This is a genomic window from Prauserella alba, from assembly GCF_024171735.1.
In the GTDB taxonomy this organism is placed as follows: domain Bacteria; phylum Actinomycetota; class Actinomycetes; order Mycobacteriales; family Pseudonocardiaceae; genus Prauserella; species Prauserella alba.
This window is the reverse complement of the sequence record NZ_JAMTCH010000004.1, coordinates 54,016-69,066: the sequence shown is the minus strand read 5'-3', so window position 1 is coordinate 69,066 and position 15,051 is coordinate 54,016. Positions and strand designations below refer to the sequence as shown.

At 70.0% G+C, this 15,051-nt stretch carries 14 protein-coding genes; all 14 read left to right on the top strand.

Translation table 11 applies throughout. From position 1 onward, the window contains the following. The first annotated feature begins 241 nt into the window (after positions 1-241). The 14 genes from LY12_RS09290 to LY12_RS09225 all read left to right on the top strand — a co-directional run bounded on the left by LY12_RS09290 (position 242) and on the right by LY12_RS09225 (position 14,968). Complete coding sequence (locus tag LY12_RS09290) at positions 242-1,330, top strand: Zn-dependent alcohol dehydrogenase (RefSeq protein ID WP_253855132.1); 1,089 nt, start codon at positions 242-244, stop codon at positions 1,328-1,330. Positions 1,331-1,359: 29 nt separating this feature from the next. Beyond that, positions 1,360-2,268 carry a 3-oxoacyl-ACP reductase gene (locus LY12_RS09285; protein ID WP_253857256.1) on the top strand — a complete coding sequence of 303 codons (909 nt, stop codon included), beginning with the start codon at positions 1,360-1,362 and terminating at the stop codon, positions 2,266-2,268. Then, positions 2,265-3,779, top strand: coding sequence for an aldehyde dehydrogenase family protein (locus LY12_RS09280; RefSeq protein WP_253855130.1), 1,515 nt, complete (start codon positions 2,265-2,267; stop codon positions 3,777-3,779). The genes LY12_RS09285 and LY12_RS09280 overlap by 4 nt, the downstream gene beginning before the upstream one ends. 8 nt (positions 3,780-3,787) lie before the next feature. After that, positions 3,788-4,585 carry a glucose 1-dehydrogenase gene (locus tag LY12_RS09275; RefSeq protein WP_253855129.1) on the top strand — a complete coding sequence of 266 codons (798 nt, stop codon included), beginning with the start codon at positions 3,788-3,790 and terminating at the stop codon, positions 4,583-4,585. Positions 4,586-4,631: 46 nt separating this feature from the next. Beyond that, complete coding sequence (locus tag LY12_RS09270; protein ID WP_253855127.1) at positions 4,632-5,420, top strand: MlaE family ABC transporter permease; 789 nt, start codon at positions 4,632-4,634, stop codon at positions 5,418-5,420. 106 nt (positions 5,421-5,526) lie between these two features. After that, positions 5,527-6,315 carry an MlaE family ABC transporter permease gene (locus LY12_RS09265; protein WP_253857254.1) on the top strand — a complete coding sequence of 263 codons (789 nt, stop codon included), beginning with the start codon at positions 5,527-5,529 and terminating at the stop codon, positions 6,313-6,315. After that, positions 6,312-7,751 (top strand): MCE family protein, encoded by a 1,440-nt coding sequence (locus LY12_RS09260; protein ID WP_253855126.1) that lies wholly within the window; start codon positions 6,312-6,314, stop codon positions 7,749-7,751. The genes LY12_RS09265 and LY12_RS09260 overlap by 4 nt, the downstream gene beginning before the upstream one ends. Beyond that, positions 7,748-8,782: an MCE family protein gene (locus LY12_RS09255; RefSeq protein WP_253855124.1), complete on the top strand. Its 1,035-nt coding sequence runs from the start codon at positions 7,748-7,750 to the stop codon at positions 8,780-8,782. The genes LY12_RS09260 and LY12_RS09255 overlap by 4 nt, the downstream gene beginning before the upstream one ends. Continuing rightward, positions 8,779-9,825: an MCE family protein gene (locus tag LY12_RS09250; RefSeq protein ID WP_253855122.1), complete on the top strand. Its 1,047-nt coding sequence runs from the start codon at positions 8,779-8,781 to the stop codon at positions 9,823-9,825. Before LY12_RS09255 ends, LY12_RS09250 begins: the two co-directional genes overlap by 4 nt. Continuing rightward, the gene (locus LY12_RS09245) at positions 9,822-11,003 is read left to right on the top strand and encodes an MCE family protein (protein WP_253855120.1); all 1,182 of its coding nucleotides are present in this window, start codon (positions 9,822-9,824) and stop codon (positions 11,001-11,003) included. Before LY12_RS09250 ends, LY12_RS09245 begins: the two co-directional genes overlap by 4 nt. Next, positions 11,003-12,277, top strand: coding sequence for an MCE family protein (locus LY12_RS09240; RefSeq protein ID WP_253855118.1), 1,275 nt, complete (start codon positions 11,003-11,005; stop codon positions 12,275-12,277). Before LY12_RS09245 ends, LY12_RS09240 begins: the two co-directional genes overlap by 1 nt. Further along, the gene (locus tag LY12_RS09235; protein WP_253855116.1) at positions 12,277-13,605 is read left to right on the top strand and encodes an MCE family protein; all 1,329 of its coding nucleotides are present in this window, start codon (positions 12,277-12,279) and stop codon (positions 13,603-13,605) included. Before LY12_RS09240 ends, LY12_RS09235 begins: the two co-directional genes overlap by 1 nt. After that, the gene (locus LY12_RS09230) at positions 13,602-14,114 is read left to right on the top strand and encodes a hypothetical protein (RefSeq protein WP_253855114.1); all 513 of its coding nucleotides are present in this window, start codon (positions 13,602-13,604) and stop codon (positions 14,112-14,114) included. Before LY12_RS09235 ends, LY12_RS09230 begins: the two co-directional genes overlap by 4 nt. Continuing rightward, positions 14,111-14,968: a hypothetical protein gene (locus tag LY12_RS09225; protein WP_253855112.1), complete on the top strand. Its 858-nt coding sequence runs from the start codon at positions 14,111-14,113 to the stop codon at positions 14,966-14,968. Before LY12_RS09230 ends, LY12_RS09225 begins: the two co-directional genes overlap by 4 nt. Positions 14,969-15,051: the final 83 nt, after the last annotated feature.

The following is a 15,051-nucleotide window of genomic DNA, read 5'->3' as shown; positions in this document are numbered from 1 at the left end:
AAGTGTAGAACAGGTTCTATTTAGCGGACCAGGGTCGATCATGTCGACTCGTCGCTTCTGCGGCATCGTTCCCGCTCAGTGGTTCAACACGCCGCGCATGGCGTCGGTGACGACCCGCGGAACCCACCCTTGCGGAGAATGAGAACAAATTCTATTGTCGGTCGCGATGTGAGCCGCGGTGAGCCAGCACACACCATCGGCCGCGTCGCCCACCGAGCAGGCTTCAACGAGGAGGCAGTACGTGAGAGCGGCCGTTCTGCACGAGATCGGGAACGACAAACTCGACCTGCGCGACGACGTGACGGTCGCCGGACCGGGCCCGGGCGAGGTGCGCGTACGTGTGCGTGCCTCGGGTATCTGTCACAGTGATCTGTCCGCAATGACCGGAACACTGCCCGCGATGGCGCCGGGTGTCGTCGGGCACGAGGGCGCGGGCGAGGTTCTCGCCGTCGGCGAGGGCGTGGACCATCTGCAACCCGGTGACCACGTCACGATGTCGTTCGTCCCGCCGTGCGGGCACTGCCCGGACTGCGTACGCGGGGAACTGAACCTGTGCGCGGTACATGTCGTCGAAGCCTTCACCACGGCGCGGTTCCGGATCGGTGACCAGCAGCTGTTCGGTTTCTCCGGACTCGGCACGTTCGCCGAGGAGCTGGTCGTACCGGCGCCCGCGGCCGTGAAGGTCGATGCCGACGTACCGTTCGAGACCGCGGCACTCATCGCGTGCGGCGTGCTCACCGGTGTCGGGGCGGTACTCAACACCGCGAAGGTCGAGCCGGGCTCGACCGCGATCGTGTACGGCTGTGGTGGCGTGGGCATTTCGGTCATCCAGGGCTTGCGCATCGCCGGAGCCACCACGATCGTCGCCGTCGACCCGGTCACGGCCAAGCACGACGTCGCCAAGCGGTTCGGTGCGACCCACGCGGTGACGCCGGATCAGGTGGAGGAGACCAAGCACCAGCTGACGGCCTCCCAGGGGTTCGACCACGCCTTCGACGTCGTCGGCGCTCCGGCGACGATCCGTGCCGGATGGGACCACGTGCGCCGCGGCGGCGCCGTCGTCGTGGTGGGCGCGGGCAAGGCCGACGCGATGGTCGAGTTCAGTGCGCAGGAGCTGTTCCTGCACGACAAGAAGATCCTCGGCTCGCTCTACGGGTCCGCGCACGTCGAGCGGGACACGGCCGCCATGCTGCGGTTCTGGCGCGCGGGCATGCTCGACCTCGACGGCATGATCAGCCGCCGCATCGCCTTCGACGACCTCAACGCCGGACTGGACACGCTGCGCGACGGCAGCGGCGACGTGATCCGCCAGGTGGTGACCTTCGAGTGACGGCCCCGGCAGGTGGCCCGGCCGGAACCGTGCTCGACGGCCGGGTCGCGATCGTCACCGGCGCGGGTGCCGGGCTCGGCAGGGCCGAAGCGCTCGAACTGGGCCGGCAGGGCGCCGCGGTGGTCGTCAACGACGTCGCCGACGAGGCCGCCCGGGCCACGGTGGCCGCCGTCGAGGACGTGGGCGGCAAGGCGCTGGCCGTGCCCGGCGACGTCGGTGACCGCGTCACGGCCGATGCGCTGCTCGGCGCGGCGACCGAACACTTCGGTGGACTGCACCTCGTGGTGAACAACGCGGGCCTGGTGCGGGACAAGATGCTGTTCAACCTCACCGACGACGACTGGGACACCGTCGTCCGGGTGCATCTGCGCGGGCACTTCCTGTTGTGCCGCGGCGCGTTGCAGCACTGGCGCGGAGTGTCCAAAACCGACGGCGGACCGGTGTACGGCCGGATCGTCAACACCGCGTCCGAGGCGTTCCTGTCCGGTCCCGCCGGGCAGGCGAACTACGGCGCGGCGAAAGCGGGCATCACGGCACTGACGGTGTCGACCGCGCGGGCGGGCGCCCGGTACGGCGTGCGCGCCAACGCGATCTGCCCGCGTGCGCGCACCGCGATGACTGCCGGCACCTTCGGTGCCGAAGCGCCCGACGGCGACGATCCGTTGTCGACCGACCACGTCGCCCCGTTCGTGGCCTACCTCGGCTCACCGGGTGCCGGCCACATCAACGGCCAGGTGTTCGTCGTGCACGGCGGACACGTGGCGCTGCTGACTCCGCCGTCGATCGAACAGGACTTCGTCACCGGCGGCGAGGCCTGGACCGTCGGCGAGCTCGCCGAGCGCATCGGCGGCTACTTCGACGACCGCGACCCCGCACGCATGTTCTCCGCGACCGACGTGCTGGAACTGGGACAACCGGGACAGGAGACGCACCCATGACGCTGACCATGCAACCGCACCGCGAAACGGTGGGACTCAAACCGGGTCTGCTCTACATCGACGGCGAATGGGGAGGCGCCACCGGCGGCGCCACCTGGACGCACCGGCACCCCGCCACCGGCGAGGACATCGGTGAACTCGCCGTCGCGTCGGCCTCCGATGTGGACGCCGCAGTCGCCGCGGCCCGCAGCCGGTTCGACTCCGGCGAATGGTCGAACACCCGCGCGCAGGAACGCATCGCCGTGCTCCACCGCTGCGGTGCACTGCTGCGCGAGCACGCCGAGGAGCTGCGCGGACTGCAGGCCCTGGACAACTCCGTGCCCGTCGGATTCGGGGCGGGCGTCTACGCCGTATCCGTCGAGGTCGCCGCGGACGTGTTCGACCACCACGCCGGCTGGGTCGACAAGCTCGGCGGCGAGACGCTCACGCCGTACCAGGGCGGGGACCACCTGGCGATGACGTTCCGCGAGCCGATCGGTGTGGTCGCGGCGATCCTCCCGTGGAACGCGCCGTTCCTGCTGTTCGCGCAGAAGGTCGCGCCGGCGCTCGCGACCGGCTGCACCGTGGTGCTCAAGCCGTCCGAGTACTGCACGTTCACGGTGCTGCGGATGGTGGAACTGCTGGAACAGGCGGGCGTGCCTGCCGGGGTGCTCAACGTCGTCACCGGCCCGGGCGACCCGACCGGCGAACGCCTCATCACGCACCCCGACGTCGACAAGGTCAGCTTCACCGGATCACGCGGGGTCGGCGGCCGGATCGTCGAGGCCTCGGCGTCGACGATGAAGCGCGTGTCGCTGGAACTCGGGGGCAAGAGCCCCGCCATCGTGTTCGACGATGCCGCCGACGTCGGTCTCGCCGCGGCCACGACGATCGGTGCCGTGACCCTGGGCCTGTCCGGCCAGGCCTGCGTGGCCAACACGCGTGCGCTCGTGCACCGCGGCGTCTACGACGAGTTCATCGCCGCGGCGCAGGGCATGGCGGGCATGGTGAGTTACGGCGACCCGTTCGACCCGGCCGTGATGTCCGCGCCGCTGATCAACGGCAAGCAGCTCGAGCGCGTGCTCGGCTACATCGAGCAGGGCAAGGCCGACGGCGCCCGGCTCGTGACCGGAGGGGAGCGCCTCGACGGGGACTACGCGGGCGGCAACTTCGTCGCGCCGACGATCTTCGCCGACGTCGACAACTCGTCGAGGTTGGCACAGGAGGAGGTCTTCGGCCCGGTGCTGGCCGTGATCCCGTTCGACGACGAGGACGAGGCCGTCGCGATGGCCAACGACACGGAGTACGGCCTCGGCGCCAGCGTGTTCAGCGCGAACGCCCAGCGCTCGTTCCGCATGGCCCGCAAGGTGCGCGCGGGCACCGTGTGCGTCAACGGCTTCCAGATCGAACCCCACCTGCCGTTCGGCGGATTCAAGCAGTCGGGGCTGGGCCGGGAGGGCGGCAAGTCGTCGATCGAGTCCTTCACCGAGCTCAAGACCGTACTGATGCCGCTCGGCGACGAGATGATGTGAGCGGGGCGATGACGACACCGAACACCGCCGCGCACGGATCGCGGCTCGACGGCAGGATCGCGCTGATCACCGGGGCCGCGGGCGGTCAGGGAGCGGCGTTCGCGCGCAGACTGGTCGCGGAAGGCGCGCGTGTGCTGGTCACCGACGTCGAGGACACCGACGGCAAGGAGGTCGCGGCCCGGCTGTGCGCCGAACGCGACGGTGCGGCCGCCTACCAGCGGCTCGACGTCGGGTCCGAAGAGGACTGGAACTCGGCGATCGAGCGGGTGACCGAGGAATTCGGCCCACCGAACGTGCTGGTCAACAACGCGGGGCTGTTGCACTTCTCGGAGCTGGAACACACGTCCCTGGCCGACTACGAACGGCTGCTGCGCGTCAACCAGGTCGGTACGTTCCTCGGCATGCGTGCGGTCGTCGCACCCATGACGTCGGCGGGCGGCGGTTCGATCATCAACCTGTCCTCGGTCGAAGGGCTGGCCGGAATGCCGTACGTCGCGGCGTACACGGCGACGAAGTTCGCGATCCGCGGCATGACGAAGGTGGCGGCCCTGGAACTCGGCGGCAAGGGGATTCGCGTCAACTCGGTGCACCCGGGCATGATCGACACCGCCATGGTCCGCAGGTTCACCGGTGAGGACACCGACCTCTCCCCGGTGGGCGGAAAGGTCGCTCTCGGCCGGGTCGGCAGACCCGAGGAGATCGCCGGTCTCGTCGCCTTCCTCGCCAGTGACGACAGTTCGTACAGCACGGGGGCCGAGTTCGTCGCCGACGGAGGTGCGACCGCGACCCACGCGCTGAAGCCCTGAGGAAAGGGCCGGGAGACAGCAGTCGACAGCCGGTGCAGGAGGTGTCATGACCGCACGGACGGGTTCGCTCCCGGGCACCGCCGCGTTCGCACAGGTCGGCCGGCTCACGACGCTGTCGTGGCAGGTGCTCGTCGCCATCCCGCGGCGGCCGTTCCAATGGCGGGAGTGGATTCAGCAGTGCTGGTTCTTCGCCAGTGTCACGATCCTGCCCACGGCGCTGGTCGCGATTCCGTTCGGCGCGGTGATCGCGTTGCAGCTCGGGTCGCTGACCCAGCAGATCGGGGCGCAATCCTTCACCGGTGCGGCCAGCGCACTCGCGATCGTGCAGCAGGCGAGTCCGCTCATCACGGCGCTGCTCGTCGCGGGAGCGGGCGGCAGCGCCGTCTGCGCGGACATCGGCGCCCGCAAGATCCGCGAGGAGATCGACGCGATGGAGGTGCTCGGGGTCAACCCGATCCAACGCCTCATCGTGCCGAGGGTGCTTGCGGCGATCGTCGTGTCGGTGCTGCTCAACGGCCTCGTCAGCGTCGTCGGCGTGCTCGGCGGCTACTTCTTCAACGTCGTCATGCAGGGTGGCACCCCCGGCGCGTACCTGGCGAGTTTCAACGCGCTCGCCCAGCTGCCCGATCTGTGGATCAGCGAGATCAAAGCCGTGATCTACGGGTTCTTCGCCGGGGTGGTGGCCGCGTTCCGTGGACTCAACCCGTCCGGCGGACCGAAGGGTGTCGGTGACGCCGTGAACCAGGCGGTCGTGATCACGTTCCTGCTGTTGTTCCTCATCAACGTCGTGCTGACCGCCGTGTACCTGCAACTCGTCCCACCGAAGGCGCTGTGACGCCATGACCGCGACCCAGGACCGAGACACCGGATCCGCCCCGCAGCCGCAGCGCGGCCCGCGTTCCGACGCGCGCGTGCTGGAGGCCATCGCGCGGCCGGGTGCGATGTTCGAGGGGCTCGGCCAGCAGTTGCTGTTCTACCTCAAGGTGCTCGCCTGGGTGCCGCGCACGGTCCGGCGCTACAGCAAGGAGACCCTGCGGCTGCTCACCGAGGTCTGCTTCGGCACCGGGGGACTGGCCGTCATCGGCGGCACCCTCGGCGTGATGATCGGCATGACCCTGTTCACGGGCCTCATCGTCGGCATTCAGGGTTATGCGGCGCTCGAACAGCTCGGCACGGCCGCGCTCACGGGCTTCATCTCCGCCTACTTCAACACCCGTGAGGTGGCGCCGCTCGCCGCGGGACTGGCCCTGTCGTCCACCGTCGGCTGCGGGTTCACCGCCCAGCTCGGCGCGATGCGGATCTCCGAGGAGATCGACGCCATGGAGGTCATGGGCATCCCGAGCCTGCCCTACCTGGTCACGACCAGGGTGATCGCCGGTGTCGTGGCGGTGATCCCGCTGTACGCGGTGGGCCTGCTGTCGTCGTATCTGGCCTCCCGTCAGGTGACGATCTGGATGTACGGGCAGTCCGCGGGCACCTACGACCACTACTTCCACCTGTTCCTCCCGCCGGAGGACGTGCTGTGGTCGTTCCTCAAGGTGATCATCTTCAGCACGATCGTGATCATGTCGCACTGCTTCTACGGCTACTACGCGCGCGGCGGGCCCGCCGGGGTGGGCGTGGCCGTGGGCAGGGCGGTACGGACCTCGATCGTGCTGGTCGCGGTGCTGGACTTCTTCCTCAGCCTCGCGATCTGGGGTGCGACGACGACGGTGAGGTTGTCCGGATGAACCCGCGGAAGGCTGTGCTGCACCGGCTCGGGCTGCAACTGCTCGGGCTGATCTTCCTCGTCGTGGCGGCCCTGTTCATCGCCACGACGATCGCGATCTACAACAAGGCGTTCTCCGACGCCGTCCCCGTGCGGCTCGAGGCCACGACCGCGGGCAACCAGCTGCGCACGGGCGCCGACGTGAAGATCCGCGGGATGCGCGTGGGCGAGGTGCGCTCGGTGACCACCGACGGCGAGAAGGCCGTCCTGGAGCTGGCGATCGAGCGGGACCGGATCGAGGCCGTGCCCGCGGACGTGTCGGCGCGGCTGCTGCCCAAGACCCTGTTCGGCGAGCGTTACGTGGCGCTGCAGCCGCCGGAGCGGCCGGCGGCCTCCGGCGAGGTGGCGGCGCTCGCGGCCGGCGACGTGATCACCCAGGATCGCAGTCGCTCCGCCGTCGAACTGGAGGAAGTGCTGTCCAATGTGCTCCCGCTGCTCCAGTCGGTGCAGCCCCAGAAGCTCGCCGGGACGCTGTCGTCGGTCTCCGACGCGCTGGAGGGGCGCGGCGAGAAGTTCGGCGACACGCTCGTGGGGCTGTCGGAGTACCTGAAGGACCTCAACCCGTCGTTGCCCGATCTGTCGCACGACATCACGGCGGTGGCCGACGTGGCGGACGTCTACCACGAGGCGGCCCCCGATTTCCTCGCCGCGATGCGTGATCTGACCACGACGACGCGCACGATCGTCGAGAAGCGACAGGGTCTCGCCGGCGTGTACAACAGCGTGGCGGGCGCGTCGGCCGACCTGGAGCGGTTCCTCGCCGCCAACGAGCGCAACATCATCGGCCTGACGACCACGTCCCAGCCCACCCTGGACGTGCTCGCCAAGTACGCACCGCAGTACCCGTGCATGTTCCGGCAGTTCGCCGAGGCGGTGCCGAACGCGAAGGCGGCGTTCGGATACGGCGACGACGAGATGAACCACGTCGTGATCCGGATGCTGGCCGACAACCGTGGCAAGTACGAACCTGGAGTCGACGAGCCGCGGTACAACGACAAGCGCGGCCCGCGATGCTATCCGCAGAAGGTGCCGCCCGAGCGGTTTCCGCAGTACCCGCCGGAAGGGCCGCTCAAGGACGGGTCGACCCACCCTGCGCCGTCGAAGAACTCCGGCCCGCTGCCCGGTCCGGTACTGGGCTACGACGTGCCGTTCCCCGCCGACGGGGACGACAAGGCCGCGCTGCAGGGTGGCTCCGGCGCCGCCGCGGGCGGCGAAGCGGCGGGCGGTGGCGGTTCGACCCAGGGCCGGATCTCCTCGCCGGCGAACTCGGTGGCCGAACACCGGCTCGTCGGGGTCCTGCAGTCGCCGCGCACCGGGATCGCACCGGACGAGCTGCCGGGCTGGGGTGGCGTGTTGCTCGGCCCGCTGTACCGCGGGATGACGGTGGAGCTGCGATGAGGAGTTTCGTTCCCGCGCTGCTGAAGATCTCCGCGTTCGCACTCGTGACGGTACTGCTGACCGGTCTGCTGGCCGCGACGATCGCCAACACCAACTTCGGCGACACCTCGGGCTACACCGCGCGGTTCGTCGACGTGTCCGGACTGTCCGAGGGCGACGACGTGCGGATCGCGGGCGTGAAGATCGGACAGGTCAAGGAGATCACCGTCGGGGAGGGCGACCACGCGCAGGTCCGGTTCGACGTCGACGGTGAGCGCAGGCTGCCCGCGCTGGTGACGGCCACCGTCAAGTACCGCAACCTCATCGGGCAGCGGTATCTCGCGCTCGGCACCGACGTGCCCGACCGGGGCAGGCTCGAACCGGGCGGGATGATCCCGCCGGAACGGACGAGTCCTGCGCTGAACCTGACGGTGTTGTTCAACGGCTTCCAGCCGCTGTTCCGCGCACTCGAACCGAAGGAGATCAACCAGCTCTCCTACGAGATCATCCGCGTGTTCCAGGGCGAGGGCGGCACGGTGCGGAGCCTGTTGTCGCACACCGCGTCGCTGACCTCGACCCTCGCGTCGAAGGACCGGGTCATCGGGCAGACCATCGACAACCTCAACCGGGTCCTCGGCACGGTCAACTCGCGCACGCCGCAGGTGAAGAACCTCGTGTCGACGACGCAGGAGCTGGTGAGCGGGCTGGCGAAACAGCGGAAACCGATCGGCGAGGCCGTCTCCGGGCTGGCCGAACTGACCACGGCGACCAGCGGGTTGCTCGAGGACGCACGGCAGCCGCTGCGCCAGGACGTGAGGGCGCTGCGGAAGCTGGCCGGCGGCCTGGCCGGTTCGCGCGAGCTGATCGACGAGGTGCTGACGACGTTGCCGGGGCACCTCCAGAAGTTCACGCGTGCGGTCAGCTACGGCAGCTGGTTCAACTACTACCTGTGTGATCTGAGCGGGACGGTCGGCATCAAGGCACTCAACGTCGAGGTGCCGATCCTGCCGTTGCCCGCGACACAGCAGCCGGAGAGGTGTCAGACAGAGTGAAACCGCTGACCGAACGGAATCAGGCCGCGGTGGGACTCGTGGCCCTGGTGCTGGTGGTGCTCGTGACCGTCACCGTCTACCGGGCCGACGAGATCCCGATACTGAGCGATCGCACGAGTTACGCCGCACACTTCGCCGAGTCCGCCGGTCTGGCCGAGGGCAACGACGTGCAGCTGGCCGGGGTCCGGGTCGGCGAGGTCGACGAGGTCGTGCTCGACGGCACCCGCGTGCGTGCGACCTTCTCGCTCGAAGGTATCGACACCTCGAGGATCGGCGACCGGACGAGGGCGTCGATCGAGATCAAGACGCTGCTGGGGGAGAAGTACCTCGCGCTCGATCCGGAGGGAGAGGCGCCGCAGGATCCGGCCGAGCCGATACCGGTGGCGCGCACGGAAACCCCGTTCGAACTGCAGGACGCGTTCGACCAGCTGTCCGGGACCGTCGACGAGATCGACACCGACCAGCTCGCGAAGAGTTTCGACGTGGTGTCCGAGACCTTCGCCGACACCTCCGAACCGATGACCGAGGCGCTGCAGGGGCTCTCGGCGCTGTCGGAGACCGTGTCGTCACGGGACGCCGAGCTCGGCAGGCTGTTGTCGAACACCAGGAAGATCACCGGAACGCTCCGCAGCAGGAACCAGCAGCTGCGCAAGGTGATCGGTGACGGCAACACGCTGCTGACCGAACTGCAGAACCGGCGCCAGGCGATCAACCGCCTCCTGGTCGGCACCCGGCAGGTGTCACAGCAGCTGTCCGGGGTCGTCGACGACAACCGGGAGCAGCTGCGGCCCGCGTTGCGGGAACTCGGCAAGGTCACCACCGTGCTGCAGCGCAACCAGAACAACCTGGACCGGGGGCTGGAACTGCTGGCGCCGTTCACCCGGCTCGGCACGAACGTCACCGGCAACGGCCGCTGGTTCGACGGCTACATCTGCGGACTGCTGCCGCCGACGATCAACACGGGCACCGGCTACGAGTACAACTCGGAGGGCTGCATCGGCGACATGGCCGCACCCGACCAGGGCGTCGGGGGTGGCCGATGACGATGGACACGCGCGCGGGCAGGAGCGTGTACCGCTGGCTGGCGACGGCCTGCGTCGCGGTGCTCCTGCTCACCGGCGGCGGCTGGTGGCTGCTGCGCGAGGAGGCCGGCATCAGGCTCACGGCGCACTTCGACCGTGCGGTGGGGTTGTACGCCGGGTCGACGGTGCGGGTGCTCGGCATCGAGGTCGGCGAGATCACGCGGGTGCAGCCGCGTGGCGACCAGGTCGTGGTGAGCATGCGCGTCGACGACGGGGTCCAGGTCCCGGAGAGCGCCGACGCGGTCGTCGTCGCGCCGAGCCTCGTCAGTGACCGCTACGTGCAGCTGACACCGGTGTACGACGGCGGGCCGGTGATGTCGTCCGGCACCGTCATCCCGCGCGAGCGCACCGCCACCCCGATGGAGATCGACGACCTGTACGCGAGCCTGGACGAGCTGTCCACGGCGCTCGGTCCGGACGGGGCGAACTCCGACGGTGCGCTGTCGCGGGTCCTCGACACGACCGCGGCCAACCTCGACGGCAACGGCCGGAACCTGAACACCACGGTGACGAGACTGTCCGAACTGGCCACGACGCTCGACGGCTCGTCCGACGACCTGTTCGCCACGGTGCGGAACCTGCAGCAGTTCACCGAACTGCTCGCGACCAGTGACGCGCAGCTGAACCGGTTCTACCAGCGGCTCGCCGAGGTGAGCGGATTCCTGGCCGAGGACTCCGACGACGTCGGGAAGGCGCTGTCGTCGCTCGGCGGTGCGCTGGGCAAGGTGAAGGGCTTCGTCGGCCAGAACCGCAAGGCGCTCTCGGACAACATCGGCAAGCTCGAAGGCATCACCCAGGTCCTGGTCGATCAGCGCGCCGCGGTCGCGGAGATCGCCGACGTCGCGCCGCTCGGGCTGTCCAACTTCATCAACTCCTACGACGCCGCTTCCGGGTCGATCGCGATCCGCTACAACTTCAACGAGGTCACCAACCCGCTGATGACCAGTGCCTGCAAGCTGACGAAGTCGCTGGCCGACCATCGCACGCCGGCGGCACTGGACAAGCTGTGCGAGATTCTCGGCCCGGTCGTCGACGGCGCCGCGGACCTGCCGTCGGTCTCGCAACTGCTGGCCTCGATCCAGAGCGGGGAGCTGCCGCCGCTCCCGCTCCCGTCGATCGTGGCACCGGGAGGCCGGTGATGACGGTGACGACGGTGCCGGCGGCGCAGCGAAAGCCGAACGGGCGGCCTGGCAAGGCGCGCCGGGCGCTGCACCTGTCGCTGGTGTGCCTGTTGCTGCTGGTGGCAGGCTGCGGCGACGGTGGCTTCTCGGGTCTGTACAACGCGCCGTTGCCCGGCGGCGCCGACCTCGGCGACCGGCCCTACCGCATCACCGTGCGGTTCAACGACGTGCTCGACCTCGTGCCGCAGGCGGCGGTGAAGGTGAACGACGTCGCCGTCGGCCGGGTCGAGCGGGTGCGGCTCGCCGACGACGGCAAGACCGCGCTCGCCGATCTCGCCGTGAACGGCGACATCGACCTGCCTGCCGATGCGGTGGCGGAACTGCGCCAGTCCAGCCTGCTCGGTGAGAAGTTCGTCGAGCTGCGGCCGCCGGGTGACGGCGGCGGCACCGGAACGCTCGGTGACGGCGACGTGATCCCGCTCGATCGCACGAACCGCAACCCGCAGGTGGAGGAGGTACTGGGGGCACTGTCGCTGCTGCTCAACGGCGGCGGGGTGGAACAGCTCAGGGACATCGTCGGCGAGCTCAACGACGCGCTGGCAGGGAACGAACCGGAGATCAGGGCGCTGCTGACGCGTGTGGACGAACTCGCGACCACATTGGACCGGCAGCGCGGCGAGATCGTACGGGCGATCGACGGGGTGCACCGGTTGTCGGGCACCCTGTCGAAACAGCGCGGTCACCTGGCCACGGCGCTGGATCACCTGGAGCCGGGTCTGAAGGTGGTCTCCGGGCAGCGGCAGCAGCTGGTCGGCATGTTGACGTCGCTACGGAAGCTGTCCGGGACCGGTACCCGGGTGGTCGACGCGAGCAAACAGAGTCTCGTCGCGAACCTGCGCGCGCTCACGCCGACGCTGGAGAAACTCGCCGAAACCGGCGCCGATCTGCCCAAGGCGATGCAGCTGCTGCCCAGCTATCCGATCCCGGTGTTCGGCGAATCGATCATGCACGGCGACTACGCGAACGTGAGCGTGCGACTGGACCTGCAACTCGACGCGATCCTCGAGAACATCCTCAACGCACGCAGACCGCCGGTGCAGCTCCCGCACGACGACGGCACCGGCGCCGACGGTGCCATCCCGTTCAACGACGGGGACGCACCGCCGCCACTGCCACTGCCCGACCCGTCGGGTTCGCTGACCGCGCCGCAGTCCGGCGGCGGTCAGGGGCGGCCGGGTGGCGACGGCGGGGGCGTCGGTGGTCTGCTCGGCGGCCTACTGGGAGGTGGCTGATGCGCCTGGAACGCAAGAACCGGCTGCAGCTGCTCGTGTTCGGTCTCATCTCCCTGCTGGCGGTCGGCTACGCCGGAGGCACCTATGCGGGGCTGGACCGGCTGCTGGGCAACCGCGGGTACGTGGTCCACGTCCAGCTCAGCGAGTCGGGTGGCATCTTCGAGAACGCGGAGGTCGCCTACCGGGGCGTGACGGTCGGCCGGGTGGCCGCCCTCCGTCTCGAAGGCGACGGTGTGACCGTTGATCTGGACATCGAGGACGGCACCCCGGACATCCCCGCCGACTCCGAGGCCGTCGTCGCCAACCGGTCGGCGGTCGGCGAGCAATATGTCGACTTGCGGCCTCGTTCCGACGGCGGGCCGTATCTCGGACCCGGCTCCACGATCGACAGTTCCCGAACCGATACGCCGGTGCCGCCCGGACAGTTGCTGGGCAACCTGAACCGGCTCGTGTCCAGTGTGGATCCGGAGTCGTTGCGGACGGTCGTCGACGAACTCGATACCGCGTTCACCGGTGCGGGTCCCGACCTCGGGCGGCTGCTGGACTCGGCGGGGTCGCTGACCGCAGAGGCCACGGAGAACCTGCCGGAGACCGCGCAACTGCTGCGGCAGAGCCGGACCGTGCTCGACACGCAGCGCCGGAACGCCGATCAGCTGCGGTCGATCGCGGGCGGATTCCGCGACATCGCGGCTCAGCTGAAGAGCTCCGACTCCGATCTGCGCACCGTCATCGACCGCGCACCCGGGGCGAGCCGCGAGATCTCGGCACTGCTCGACGAGTCCGGGACGAGCCTGTCCGTGCTGATCGCGAACCTGCTGACGACCTCGCAGGTGCTCGAACCGCGGACGGACGCACTTGAGCACATGATGGTCGCGCTGCCGATGGTGTCGGGCTTCTCGCGGTCGGTCGTGTCCAACGGCGAAGGGCATCTCGGTTTCGTGCCCACATTCTTCGACCCGCACGGCTGCACCAAGGGGTACGAGGGCACGCAGCGCCGTCCCGCCAACGACACGCGCGACATCGAGCCGAACACCGAGGCCTACTGCGCCGAGCCGCCGGGGAGTCCGAGCAACGTCCGCGGCGCGCAGAACGCTCCGGTGGCGGGTGACCCGGTGCAGGTGCCGGGTGGTGACCAGGACGCGAGCGGTGGCGCCGACCGGGAGACAGCCCCGGGCGGGGACCGGGACGGGCGCGGGGACCGGCCCGGCGGGCTGCCCGGGTTGCTCGACTTCTCGGTCACCGGTGCCGGCGACCGCGGTTCCGGGCGGGACGACTCGGCGGGATCGGGGTCCTCCGGCCTGGGCGGCCTGCTGGGGGTGGGCGGATGAAGCCGGCGCAGCTGCGGCGCGTGGTGGCCCGTGACCGTACGGTTGCCGTACTGCTGGCCGTCGCCGTGATCGCGACGCTCGCCGGTGCCGGCCTGGGCTGGCGCTGGTGGGCGGTCGCCCACAGCGAGCCCGCCCGCACCGCCGCGGTCCGCGATGCGGCCGTGCGCGAAGGAGTCAGGGCACTCGAGGTGCTCCATACGATCGACCACCGCACCGCCGCGTCGGACCTCGACGCCTGGGCGCGAGTGACCTCCGGCGGCCTGCACGCCCGGCTGACGGGTGACCGGGAACGGCACCTCGATCGCGCCCGCAACGCCGAAACGGTCGCCACGGCAACGGTGACCAGGTCCGCGCTGTCCGAACTGGACGTCGAGGGCGGGACGGCGCGGCTGCTGGCGGTCGTGGACACCGACGTCGGGAAACAGCAGCGGCGCAGCACGTTCATCGCATCCCTGGCGCGGAAGGGACAGCGGTGGACCGTGTCGAACGTGCAGGCGGTGGGCTCGTGACGGGGCGGACGGGGACCTGGCGGACGGGCACCTGGCGGACACGTGGCGACCGCGAGGACGAGGCGGAGGTCCCGGAAGCCGGGGCCGAGCCCGGCGACCGCAGCGACCAGCGGGACACCGCGGATCGGCGAGCGGTCGAACAGTGCGAATCCGGCGAACAGTGCGATTCCGGGCAGGAGCGGGATTCCGGACAGGAGTGGGAACCCGGCGACGAGGATGCGCCCGGTGACCCCGGCGGGGCCGACGACGCGGCGAGCCGCCCCCGGACCCCGGCGGCGCGGCGTGCCACGGTTCTCGCCGTTCTCGCCGCGGTGTGCGTCGTGGCGTCGGCGGGTGCGGTCTGGCTGGGCATGCGCGCGGCGGATGCGGCACCGGACGATGTGGCCCACGTCGACGTGGCGCGGACGGAGCAGCTGACCTCGGAGATCGACGCCGCCGTCACGGCCGTGTTCTCCTACGACCGCGGTGACCTCGCGCGTACCGAGCGCGCGGCCGATCGGGTGCTGACCGGAGCGGCGCGCCGGGAGTACGAGGCCACCTTCGCCCGTCTCCGCGAGCAGGCGAACGGGAACCGGGACGGTGGGAACCAGGGAGCGGACCAGGAGGGCGGGAACCCGGCGGACGGGGGCCGTGGGGCCGGGGGCGAGCCCGCATCGGGTGCCGTGCAGTCGACGACGGTCCGGTCCGTCGGGGTGCGCAGTCTGGAGGACGGGCGGGCGGAGTTGCTCGTGCTCGCGGACCGGCGCGTGCTGGGCGAGGACATGTCCTCGCGTGGTTCGGACTCGGTGTGGATCGACGTCGTGGCTGTGCGCAGCGAGGGGAGTTGGCGCATCGCCGAGATGTCGCCGGTGTGAGTGCCGAGCGGGTGCGCGCGGGCCGCTCCTGTGGTGATCATGGACGGCGGGCCGGTGCGGCCGGGGGAACCGGCATTGCCCGG

Bases quoted from the DNA above. Each gene is read 5' to 3' on its own strand.
- LY12_RS09280 (WP_253855130.1), top strand. From the start codon at position 2,265: ATGACGCTGACCATGCAACCGCACCGCGAAACGGTGGGACTCAAACCG.
- LY12_RS09275 (WP_253855129.1), top strand. From the start codon at position 3,788: ATGACGACACCGAACACCGCCGCGCACGGATCGCGGCTCGACGGCAGG.
- LY12_RS09270 (WP_253855127.1), top strand. From the start codon at position 4,632: ATGACCGCACGGACGGGTTCGCTCCCGGGCACCGCCGCGTTCGCACAG.
- LY12_RS09265 (WP_253857254.1), top strand. From the start codon at position 5,527: ATGTTCGAGGGGCTCGGCCAGCAGTTGCTGTTCTACCTCAAGGTGCTC.
- LY12_RS09260 (WP_253855126.1), top strand. From the start codon at position 6,312: ATGAACCCGCGGAAGGCTGTGCTGCACCGGCTCGGGCTGCAACTGCTC.
- LY12_RS09255 (WP_253855124.1), top strand. From the start codon at position 7,748: ATGAGGAGTTTCGTTCCCGCGCTGCTGAAGATCTCCGCGTTCGCACTC.
- LY12_RS09245 (WP_253855120.1), top strand. From the start codon at position 9,822: ATGACGATGGACACGCGCGCGGGCAGGAGCGTGTACCGCTGGCTGGCG.
- LY12_RS09240 (WP_253855118.1), top strand. From the start codon at position 11,003: ATGACGGTGACGACGGTGCCGGCGGCGCAGCGAAAGCCGAACGGGCGG.
- LY12_RS09235 (WP_253855116.1), top strand. From the start codon at position 12,277: ATGCGCCTGGAACGCAAGAACCGGCTGCAGCTGCTCGTGTTCGGTCTC.
- LY12_RS09230 (WP_253855114.1), top strand. From the start codon at position 13,602: ATGAAGCCGGCGCAGCTGCGGCGCGTGGTGGCCCGTGACCGTACGGTT.